This is a genomic window from Actinoplanes rectilineatus (genome assembly GCF_000962825.1).
Taxonomy (GTDB): Bacteria; Actinomycetota; Actinomycetes; order Mycobacteriales; family Micromonosporaceae; genus Actinoplanes; species Actinoplanes rectilineatus.
This window is the reverse complement of record NZ_JZKF01000018.1, coordinates 132,886-143,047: the sequence shown is the minus strand read 5'-3', so window position 1 is coordinate 143,047 and position 10,162 is coordinate 132,886. Positions and strand designations below refer to the sequence as shown.

Annotated in this window: 14 protein-coding genes; 12 read left to right on the top strand and 2 right to left on the bottom strand. The window is 64.8% G+C overall.

From position 1 onward, the window contains the following. The first annotated feature begins 502 nt into the window (after positions 1 to 502). The 12 genes from WH85_RS16580 (at position 503) to WH85_RS48745 (ending at position 8,509) form a co-directional block, all read left to right on the top strand. The gene (locus tag WH85_RS16580; protein WP_045742779.1) at positions 503 to 1,333 is read left to right on the top strand and encodes an IS5 family transposase; all 831 of its coding nucleotides are present in this window, start codon (positions 503 to 505) and stop codon (positions 1,331 to 1,333) included. 9 nt (positions 1,334 to 1,342) lie between these two features. After that, positions 1,343 to 1,750, top strand: coding sequence for a hypothetical protein (locus tag WH85_RS16575; RefSeq protein WP_045742744.1), 408 nt, complete (start codon positions 1,343 to 1,345; stop codon positions 1,748 to 1,750). A gap of 16 nt (positions 1,751 to 1,766) precedes the next feature. Further along, a complete protein-coding gene (locus WH85_RS16570) occupies positions 1,767 to 1,958 on the top strand; it encodes a helix-turn-helix domain-containing protein (protein WP_083449047.1) in 192 nt (63 codons plus the stop codon). Next, positions 1,948 to 3,225 (top strand): tyrosine-type recombinase/integrase, encoded by a 1,278-nt coding sequence (locus WH85_RS16565; RefSeq protein ID WP_045742743.1) that lies wholly within the window; start codon positions 1,948 to 1,950, stop codon positions 3,223 to 3,225. Before WH85_RS16570 ends, WH85_RS16565 begins: the two co-directional genes overlap by 11 nt. A 215-nt stretch (positions 3,226 to 3,440) precedes the next feature. Next, positions 3,441 to 4,190 carry a helix-turn-helix domain-containing protein gene (locus WH85_RS16560; protein WP_045742777.1) on the top strand — a complete coding sequence of 250 codons (750 nt, stop codon included), beginning with the start codon at positions 3,441 to 3,443 and terminating at the stop codon, positions 4,188 to 4,190. Beyond that, the gene (locus WH85_RS16555) at positions 4,187 to 4,660 is read left to right on the top strand and encodes an NUDIX domain-containing protein (RefSeq protein WP_045742742.1); all 474 of its coding nucleotides are present in this window, start codon (positions 4,187 to 4,189) and stop codon (positions 4,658 to 4,660) included. The genes WH85_RS16560 and WH85_RS16555 overlap by 4 nt, the downstream gene beginning before the upstream one ends. Positions 4,661 to 5,208: 548 nt before the next feature. Next, positions 5,209 to 5,547 carry a hypothetical protein gene (locus WH85_RS50440; protein WP_157411045.1) on the top strand — a complete coding sequence of 113 codons (339 nt, stop codon included), beginning with the start codon at positions 5,209 to 5,211 and terminating at the stop codon, positions 5,545 to 5,547. Positions 5,548 to 5,552: 5 nt separating this feature from the next. Continuing rightward, positions 5,553 to 5,843 (top strand): hypothetical protein, encoded by a 291-nt coding sequence (locus WH85_RS50435; RefSeq protein ID WP_157411044.1) that lies wholly within the window; start codon positions 5,553 to 5,555, stop codon positions 5,841 to 5,843. A gap of 175 nt (positions 5,844 to 6,018) precedes the next feature. Continuing rightward, positions 6,019 to 6,966, top strand: coding sequence for a polymorphic toxin-type HINT domain-containing protein (locus tag WH85_RS54120; RefSeq protein ID WP_045742741.1), 948 nt, complete (start codon positions 6,019 to 6,021; stop codon positions 6,964 to 6,966). A 69-nt stretch (positions 6,967 to 7,035) separates the two neighbouring features. Continuing rightward, positions 7,036 to 7,857 (top strand): transposase family protein, encoded by an 822-nt coding sequence (locus WH85_RS16545; protein WP_045742740.1) that lies wholly within the window; start codon positions 7,036 to 7,038, stop codon positions 7,855 to 7,857. A 100-nt stretch (positions 7,858 to 7,957) separates the two neighbouring features. Next, on the top strand, positions 7,958 to 8,263 hold the full coding sequence (locus WH85_RS54115) for a colicin D domain-containing protein (protein ID WP_083449040.1): 306 nt from the start codon (positions 7,958 to 7,960) through the stop codon (positions 8,261 to 8,263). A 12-nt stretch (positions 8,264 to 8,275) separates the two neighbouring features. Then, the gene (locus WH85_RS48745) at positions 8,276 to 8,509 is read left to right on the top strand and encodes a hypothetical protein (RefSeq protein WP_083449039.1); all 234 of its coding nucleotides are present in this window, start codon (positions 8,276 to 8,278) and stop codon (positions 8,507 to 8,509) included. A 153-nt stretch (positions 8,510 to 8,662) separates the two neighbouring features. Here WH85_RS48745 and WH85_RS16540 read toward each other — a convergent pair whose 3' ends face one another. Further along, entirely contained in the window at positions 8,663 to 9,061 is a 399-nt protein-coding gene (locus WH85_RS16540) for a hypothetical protein (protein ID WP_157411042.1), read from the bottom strand. A 58-nt stretch (positions 9,062 to 9,119) separates the two neighbouring features. Next, positions 9,120 to 10,148 (bottom strand): NADAR family protein, encoded by a 1,029-nt coding sequence (locus WH85_RS16535; protein WP_083449038.1) that lies wholly within the window; start codon positions 10,146 to 10,148, stop codon positions 9,120 to 9,122. Positions 10,149 to 10,162 lie beyond the last annotated feature (14 nt).

Here is a 10,162-nt window from a genome sequence, read left to right as displayed (position 1 = left end):
AACTCCATCTTCACCGATGTGATCTCACCCGCCGCCTTCGCCTCCACAGAGGCCACTATCCCCGTGAATCACCAGGTCACGGCCTCGTCATCAGACAACGCAATCGCCCTGGTTGCAATCCAGGGTCAAGTTCAACAATGGCTGTTCCGCCGAGTGTATGGCGCGACACGAGAAGATGATCGGGTTAACGAGTTTGGGGCTCGAGAGCATCGTCTCGGGTGCGGGCTCTGCGCAGGATCTTAAGGCGTCGCGATCAGCGACAATGGCTGGCAATGCGCAACTCGCCGCGATGGCCAAAGGTGCAAACATTGCCTGTGTCGGAAACAGCTTCACCGCCGACACCGCGGTCCTGAGAGGGCGGTCACGGACTTTTTAGGTTGATCTATGCGTTGGGTCCGTTTGGAGATCGTTCTGCGGGTTCGTAGTAGATAGTGATCACTCGATGGCGTGAAAGATGAGCATCGGTCACGTCACGGCGGTGGGCTGCGCGGTTGGGCTGGTCATGAGCGCGCGTAAGCGGTATCCCAGCGACGTGACCGATGAGCAGTGGGCCTTGCTCGGCCCGTTTCTGGACGCATGGAGAGCCACTCGGATCTCGGTGGCCGGTCGCCAGGGCGAACAGGATCTGCGGGAGATCGTCAACGCGATCCTGTATCAGAACCGGACCGGCTGTCAGTGGGCGTACCTGCCGCACGATCTGCCTCAGAAACCGGTGACTTACTACTATCTCGCCGTGTGGCGTGACGACGGCACCGATCAGGTGATCCACGATCTGCTGCGCTGCCAGGTCCGCCAGAAGGCCGGCCGGACCGAGGATCCGTCCGCGGTCGCGCTCGACACCCAGTCGATCCGGGCGGCGAACCATGTTCCGGCCGCCACGACGGGCAAAGACGCGGGTAAGAAGGTGCCGGGCCGCAAACGGGGCCTGGCCGTGGACGCCCTCGGCCTGATCATCGCGGTCGTGGTCACCGCCGCGTCCGTGACCGACAACGCGATCGGGATCCGGCTGCTCGACCAGGTCGCCCAGCACACCCCGACGGTCACGGTGGCCTGGGTCGACGCCGGATTCAAGCAAGAAGTCGGCGTGCACGGCGCCGTGACCGGCATCGACGTACAGGTCGTCAAACGCTCCGACGCCAAGCCCGGGTTCGTGCCGGTCAAGAAGAGGTGGATCGTGGAACAGGTCTACGGCACGCTGATGCTGCACCGCCGCCTGGTCCGCGAATACGAGAGCAAGCCCGCCTCGTCGGTGTCACGCACGTTGTGGGCATCGACGGCGAACATGGTCCGCCGGCTGACCGGCACCAGCACGCCGACCTGGCGAAACACGTAAGGCCGGCCGGTGCACCTCGACACCCTCCTCGGCCTGATCGGCGAACGCGAGACCACCGCGGCCGCGACCGCCGCACGCCTGCGCGAGCAGATCAGCCTGTTCACCGCCGAACTGACCCGCATCGATCGTGAACTGGCCGACCTGGCCACCACCCGCACCACGCTGCGCGAACTGGCCACGACCGAGTTCACCGCCGACGACCCGACCGTCATCAGCTCCGCCTACCAGCAGATCCTCACCGTCCTCAGCTCGGCAACGGCCGGGATGCGCGCCAAGGACATCTGCCTCGCCCTCGACATCGAACCACTACACAAGAACGTCGAAGGCACCCGCGCCAAGCTCAAACGCCTGGTCAACCGCAAGCTCGTCACCGAGAGTGAGGCCGGAATATTCACTCTCGCCCCGAAAAGGACGTAATCTCCATAACCGCCCTCTGAGCACGGACCTGCTGACTGTGGGGCAGGTGATGGCCCGGCTGCAAGTCTCCAAACACACCGTCTACCAGCTCATCCGTACCCGCCGACTGCGGTCGGTCCAGATCGGCCGGTGCCGGCGCATCCCCGCCACCGCCCTGACCGCCTACCTACGCGACCTTGACCGGGAGGTGACCGGTCATGGCCGGTAAGAAACGCGCCAACGGCGAAGGCACCGTCTACCAGCGCGCCGACGGCCGGTGGGAAGGCGCCGGCTACGTCCAGGCCGCCGACGGCACCAGCCGCCGGGTCCGCGTCTACGGTGCCACCCGTAAACAGGCCGCCGACAAACTGACCGAGAAACTCGCCGACTCCCAGCACGGACGGCCGGCCCCGGTCAACTCGAACACGACCGTGGGTGAGTACCTGCTGTCCTGGCTGACCACGGTGGCCGTGCATCGGGTCCGGCCGTCCACCTACACCAACTACGACACCTACGTACGCGGGTTCCTCATCCCCGGCCTCGGCCACCGTCCGCTGCACGCGCTCACGGTCGCCGAGGTCCGTACGTTCCTCGACGGTACCGCTGCCGTGTGCCAGTGCTGCGCCCAAGGGTGGGACGCCCGACGCGACCCCCACCACCGGCGCAAGGATCGGCGGCCCCGCTGCTGCGCGGTCGGCGCATGCTGCCAGCATCGGGTGCAACCAGCCACCGTCCGCTACATCCGTGCGGTGCTGTCGGCCGCGCTCGCCCACGCCGTGCGTGAGGAGCTGCTGCACCGAAACGTGGCTTCGGCGGTGCGGCTGCCGACGCCACGCCGGACCGGCTACCAGCCGTTCACGGCGGTCGAAGCCCGCAAATACTTGTACGCTGCCGCGTTTCACCGCCACGGCCCACTGTTCGAACTCGCTCTGCGCACCGGGCTGCGCCGGGGTGAACTACTCGGCCTGCAATGGGCGGACATTGACCTGGACGGCGGGCACCTGTCCGTGCGGCGAACGCTCGCCCGGGTCAAGGGCGGGATGACCTTCCAGCCGCCCAAAACCGAGGCATCCCGCCGCAAGATCGTGCTCCCGGCCGCCTGCGTCGCCGCGCTCAAGCGGTATCGGCAACGGCAAGATCTCGACCGTCGGGAAGCCGGTGACCGGTGGACCGACCACGACGTGGTGTTCGCCTCGTCGACCGGCCGGCCACTCGACCCGGCATACGTGCACCGGCAACACGAGACCGTCTGCTACCTGGCCGAAGTCCGCTACATCCGGTTCCATGATCTGCGGCATTCGTGTGCGACGTTGCTGCTGGAACAGGGCGTCGAACTCGTGACGATCAAAGACCTGCTCGGTCACGCCCGGCTGCACGTCACCGCCGACGTGTACGCCCACGTCAGGCCCCGGCTGCACCGCAACGCCATCGAAGCCCTCAACCACGCCCTCGACCCCGACCAGCCCGACCCCGACCACCGACCCGCCATCGGATGATGTGAGGGTGAGGGACACCCGAGCCAACCATGCAGCCGGATCGTCTCCGGTGCGGCCTGCACCAGTGTGTCCCTCACCCCCGGTGGCACCCACCGGCAGGGCATCTACCCACCAACCTACGAACCACGTGCGGGCACAGGAACGTCCCCAACACCATCTGCGCGGACACTTCCATGACCTTCAAACGTCCCGTCTGTGTCCGCTACCGTGCCGGTATGAGTCAGCGACTGCGCAGCGCTCTGCTCCGCAAGAATCTCGACGTGGCCGGACTCGCCGCCGCTGTCGGAGTCGATGCCAAGACTGTGACCCGGTGGCTGTCCGGCCGGATCCCGCGCCAGCGCACCCGGCTGGCCGTCGCCGACGTGCTCGGCGAGACCGAGACCGACCTGTGGCCGCAAACCCGACCCGACCTCGCGCCCGGCGCGGAAGCCACCGCCGAAGTCGTCGGTGCCTGGGCGCATCGTGCCGACATCCCGCAAGCCTTGTGGACGTCCCTGCTGTCCGGTGCGACCTCCCGGATCGATTTGCTTGGTTACGCCTACCCGTTCGTGCTGGAGTTGCTGCCCGACACCATGCAACGGCTGACCGACAAAGCCGCCGCCGGTGCCCGCATCCGGCTGGCGTTCGCCGACCCGGACAGCACCCACGTCCTCGAACGCGACGCCCTGGAGCAAATCGGCGGCACCCTGCCCGGCCGGATCCGCAACGCCCTCAACTTCTGCGAACCCCTGCACGACGTGGACGGTGTCGCGATCGGACTGCACGCGGTGCACCTGTACAACTCGGTGTTCCGCTTCGACAACCAGATGATCGTCACTCCGCACCTGTACCGCGCCCGCGGCTACCAACATCCCGCCCTGCACCTGCGCGAACTCTCGCCGTACGGCATCTTCGCCTCCTTCGCCGACCAGTTCGAACAGATCTGGCAGACCACCACCGCTTACCCGCCGGAGCCGGCATCGTGAGCGGCCGGCGCGACTACTACCACGACCCGGCCGCTCCGCGAGCCAACAGCCTCGTCCCCGGTGGTTCCGCCCTGGTCGTCGACGAGCACGGCCGGGTGCTGCTGCAACGCCGGGCCGACTCCGGCAACTGGGCGCTACCCGGCGGTACCATGGACATCGGCGAAACCCTCGGCGACTGCATCGTGCGCGAGGTCAAAGAGGAAACTGGCCTCGACATCGAGATCACCGGCCTGCTCGGCATCTACACCGACCCGCAGCACGTCATCGCGTACGCCGACGGCGAAGTCCGCCAAGAATTCAACATCACCTACTACGGCCGAGTCACCGGCGGCACCCTCGCCGTCAGCGACGAATCGACCGACGTCCGGTTCGTCGACCCGGCCGACTCCGACCGCATCCCGATCCACGACACCGTCCGGCTCAGGCTCCGCCACCACGCCGAACACCGCGCCACGCCGTACCTCGGATAGCCCCACCGGGCCGCTTGACGGCCGCCGACGGCCCTGGTTGTCCGCCCACGTTGCCGTCACGGTTGCCGTCAACGCCACCCGACAACCCGATCCGCTGCCGGACCGTTCCGAGAAAGACCAGGTGAGAGCCCTGCGCCGATAGGTCACTCTCCGTGTCGTCGGTGAATATGCCACACGTACTATGTGCTCGCCGGCGATGCCCCGGTTCTTGTTCATAACGATGGCGGCAGCACGCCTCAGCCTCCCAATGCGGTCATTGAGCGAATCAAGCAGATTCAGGCCGGCGGGGTGCAGCCTAGGCCGAATGGGGCAGGTACCGGCCCCGACAGATTCGAGGTGAGGCCGAACACCCCTGGTGCTCAAGCACGAAAATGGGGCCCTTCGGCGCCGGACGCCGATGATGCTGCGCTGATCTACGACCTTGGCGATGGAAGTAATTCGTACCGCATTTTGGTGAACCGATATGGTGACGTCGCCTGGGTCAAAGACCACAACTATAATAACGTCAGAATATACAAGCCGTGCTAGCGCGTTGAGGAGTGCCTGCAATGGAGCGTATCACCGAGCGCCAGATCGCTCGGCTAGTGGATTTTGTCGAGGCCAGAATTTCCGACACTGATTCACGTGAAAGTGAAGCCGAACGCCGTGCGGCCAGCGCTCTCCGATTGGTCGTACACAAGCAGGTGGCGGCTATTCGCTATTATCGATCCGCTCCACCAAAGGCAGTCTCGACGGCCGAATTGCACGCAACCGCCTCATGGAATCTTCTGGTCGGTGTAGCTCAAATCTGGCGGGATCATCTCGGTTTTCCAGAAGATGCGGCAATCGAAACATTTGAATTTGAAGACGATCATCCACTTTTGCCGACGGGTGTGAACGATGGATAGAATAGGTGGCGGAAATCGAATCTGACGACAGGTTCGGTAACGACGATTGGATTGAGATACCTGGAGTAGCTGTCGAAATGCGGGCCGATGGCGGGTCGGTGGCAGTAACCGTGCGTAGTCAATGGCTGGGTAGCGTTGCGGTCGTTCGCTGGGGCTGCCGTCAACAGACGTCAAACTTTGACGGTCTTCTATTCTTGCTCGCGCGGGGTGAGAAAGTGTCTTTGCTCCCGGATGGCGCGGGTCTGCCGTTCATCGATTTGCGGCTGGTGTTCTCGGGCGTGCGTGCGTGGCCGTAGGCCATGAGCGCGTGGGCCCGAGAACAGCCCCATTACCTATAGCGACCCCAGCGGCTTCGGCAGAACACCCTGGGACGACCAGAACAACGAACCGCGCGGTGATGGCAGCCCCGACACGGGCAGAGGTTACGACGGCGATGACGGCGGTTCCGATGACGGCGACGGCGGCGGTGGGGTGGACGTCACCGACAACGGCGACGGCTCCATCGACGTCGGGGGCGTCACGGTCACCGATTATCAGGTCTACGACTTCGAAGCGTTCAAGAAGAAAGTCAATATCGCCTACTACTCGTACCTCAACGTTTGGGGTGACGAGTGGACGACTAAGGATGCCGATACCAAGCTGCTCTTGGTGATGTACCACGCCTGCAATACCGAGGGATCGGTATGCTCGGCGATCTATGCCGCTGAGGTCAGCAAAGCGTTGCAATCCAGGGTCAAGTTCAACAATGGCTGTTCCGAAGCGTGCATGGCGCGACACGAGAAGCTGATTGGGCTGATGGATTGGGCGGTCGGGGGCATCGTCTCGAGTGCGGGCTCTGCGCGGGCCCTTAAAGCGTCGCGATCAGCGACAATGGTCGGCAATGCGCAACTCGCCGCGATGGCCAAAGGTGCAAGCTGTGCTACAAGCAACAGTTTCACCGCCGACACCGAGGTCCTGATGGCGGACGGCAGCACCAAGGCGATCGCCGATGTGCGCGTCGGCGACCTGGTCCTCGCCACCGATCCGGAAACCGGCGAGACCCGCGCGGAAGAGGTCACCGCGCTTATCGTCGGCAGCGGTTCCAAAAACCTGGTCAAGGTCACCATCGACGGCGGTGAAGGATCTGATACCGCCGAGGTCATCGCGACCGACAAGCATCCCTTCTGGGTCTCCGGTCTGAACGAGTGGGTCGACGCCACCGATCTGCGGGCCGGCCAGTGGCTCCGAACCGGTACCGGCACGCGGGTCCAGATCACGGCACTTGAACGCTGGGTAAACCCGCAAGTAACCGTCCACAACATAACCGTCGATGACCTTCACACGTACTATGAGCTATTCCGCGCAACGTCTCGGTTGCTGTCCGTAGCTGGCGAGATGCGTAGAAAGTCGGAGACGCGCCGGATGATCACGGCTACGTAGGAACGGCGCAGGACCTCGATAAGAAGGTGGCCTCCTACAGCTCAACTTCATAGAGGTCCTGCGCCGACGATGAGTGTCACATACACCGCTGTCCTGCCGGTACGCGAACACACCGTGGACGTACTCGCCGGACTGCTCACCACCGAACGCGCCCGCCGCGGCACCCGTGCCGGAACCCGGTCTCTGACCTGCCGTGACCAGGCGATACTGATCCTGCGCTGGTTCCTCGACGGCACCCGGATGCGGCAACTCGCCCGAGACAACGCGATCAGCCTCTCCACCGGCTACGACTACCTACACGAAGGCATCGATGTCCTCGCCGCCCGGTCACCGAGCCTGCACGGCGCCCTACTCGCGGCGAAAGCCGCTGGCCATGACTACGTGAACATCGACGGAATCCTCGTGGAGACCGACCGCTGCCGCGCCCCGGGCCCGACCGCGGGCGTCGATCTGTGGTGGTCCGGCAAACACGACAACCACGGCGGCAACGTCCAGGTCGTCACCGTGCCCGACGGCTGGCCGATCTGGACCTCCGACGTGCGGCCCGGCCGCGAACACGACACCACCGCGGTCCGCACTCACGCCGAGATCCTGCCCGCCCTCACCACCGCCGGCACAGACCTGCGCACCCTCGGCGACCTGGGCTACGAAGGCGAGTCCGGCACCATCACCGTCGCATTCAAGAAGCCGAAGAACGGCAAGCTCAACCTCATCCAGCAGCAGCTCAACAAGGCCCACAACAGCCTGCGCGCCATCGGCGAACGCGGCAACTCGCTCCTCAAGATGACCTTCAAGGCACTACGCAACGTCAGCCTCAACCCCTGGCGCATCGGCAAGATTACCGCCGCCGCGCTGGCCATCCTCCACATCGAGCACAACCGCACCGCATGACCACCGTCAGTAGTCAAAAACTTGCGCGGAATGGCTCTATGTGCTCGCTGGCAACTCCCCGGTGCTCGTGCACAACACAGGTGCCTGCCCGCGCCTGTGGATGGACCCGAAAAAGGTAAACCATCACTTTGAACACGCCCTCGATTTCGGCGTAGCAGGTAAGGCTACGAATGAGACGCGAGCGCACTTCTTGGCGAGAATTCAGGAGTTCGTAAAGGCCGCTGGTACAATCTCATTCCGAGGCACCTTCCGTGGGCAGAAGGCCATCCACTATGTCGACCCAGAAACGGGGCTCCACGCCTCTTATGTCGCCGATGGGGCCGACATTGGGAAGTATTTGGGTGGATGGAAGTCGGAGCCTTCTACGGATCAGTTCACCTACCTCATGCGGGACGGTGTGCTTTAGTGGAGGAAGTGCATGGATCAGGACATATTCCTCGAGATCAAGCTAACGGCAGATGAAGGACTTGTTCTTTCTGACTGGCTCTATAATTTACAGGATCGGGACCTGCTGCTGGATGATGAGGCGGTTCGGACGCCACTCCGTCGAATTGGGGCGGCGTTGGAGAAGAAATTGGTGGCAGTGTTCGCCCCGGACTACACTGAGCGAGTCGAAGCCGCCAGGCGGCGACTTATTTCTGATCTTGACTAGCTAGCTTATTTGGTTGGCTAGCGATCGTCCTGCGACGAATTTGATGAGCGGGAACGCTATTCGTCTGGCCGCCATGTGGCACCCCGGTTGCGTTGAGTAGCCGGGGTGCACGCCATGTGTGCAGGCGGCCGTGGCTGCGTGTCGACGTTGCCGTCAAAGCAGGCGGAAGTCGAAGTTCGACTCCTCGGCCTCGTCGAACATCGCCTGGTCCATCGGCCGGATGCTGACGTCCCAGGACTGCGGTGCGGCCCAGTGGGTCATCTGCACGTAGAACGCGTCCCGTGGCCCGGCCTGCGCCACCGCGGTCAGGAAGCGCAGACCGTCCTGCACCGGGAAGTCGAGGAACGCCCACCCGCGGCGCGACTCGACGTAGGAGGCCATGTGCGGCAGCTTCTCCAGCCAGCTGACGTTGCTCTCACCGGCATCCTGGCAGCTGGTGAAGGTCTGGAAACCGTTCCGCCAGATCGCCTCGACCACCGGCGCCAGCAGTTCGTCGATCTCCGCGCTGCGCTGACCGACCTGGACCGTACGCACGGGATGAACATTCGTCACGGCAGCAGGGTACCGGCTTCGATCTTGAGAGTGGCGCGACCGGGCAGGGCGGGCCAGGTCAGCGGGCTGCGGCGGCGGCCAGTGCGGAGCGGATCAGTTCCAGGAGGCGGCCTGCGTCGTCGTCGGGGTAGTCGATCCGGGCGTTGCCCGTGGCCAGCAGCACGGCGGCCAGCTGCGGATGCTGGGTGAACTTGGCGCGCAGCACAGTGTGCATCGCGGCCATCCGGATCAGGGGCCAATCCGGGCGCGGTGGGCCCGCAACGGCGATCTTCTCGGCGTCGAACACGAAGGGTTCCGCGGCCATCCGGGCCCGCGCGTCGTCGTCCGTGACCGCCCGCGACCAGTAGGCGTGGCCCGCTGACGGGTATGTCCGGTCGTCGAGGGTGACGGGCACCGGGTACTCGTTGTGCAGGCAGATGTCCGTCGGCGGGGCGGGCCACTCGGCCGGGACCCGGTTCAGCGTCACGGCCGGGCGCTGTGCCACGGCGGGTTCGGGGCGTGGTCTGCGGGCGAAGTATTCCAGCGCCGTGGCGTGATCCGACTCGGTCACCAGCTCGCCGTGGTCTTCCCGTTCGCCGACCGGGGTGCAGAGGATCCGCACCGGTTCGTCGTCGACGGCCGGGTCGGGGAGCACGGCCGGCCGCCAGTATTCGCTGACTGCCAGGTATGCCGTGCGCAGCGCCGTCCGGTCCTGCTCGGTGCGGCTCTCCAGGAACCGGTCCAGGGCCAGCCGGCACCGCCGGATCGAGTCGGGCCTGCCGTTCAACTCGTCGATCGCGTCGGCCACCTCGGTGAGCAGATCCTCGGCGTTGGTCCCCATGGCCGCGTGCTCGACGTCCCAGAGCGTCAAGTCGTGGGCGTACACGTCCGCGCCCGGCTTGAATGTGGTGACGATCCGTCCCCGGTCGAGGAGTTCTCGGAGGCCGTCGAGGTCCGTCCAGTCTCCCCAGCAGCGCAGCGCCCCGTCCGCGAAGATCAGCAGGTCGGTGGAGAAGTAGTTGCCGCCGTTATTGATGAACACGGAACGCCAGGTGCCCTCGATCCGCTCCCCGTCGATCATGCGGTAGGTCAGGTTGCTCAGCGTCACCCGCCGAGTCTAGG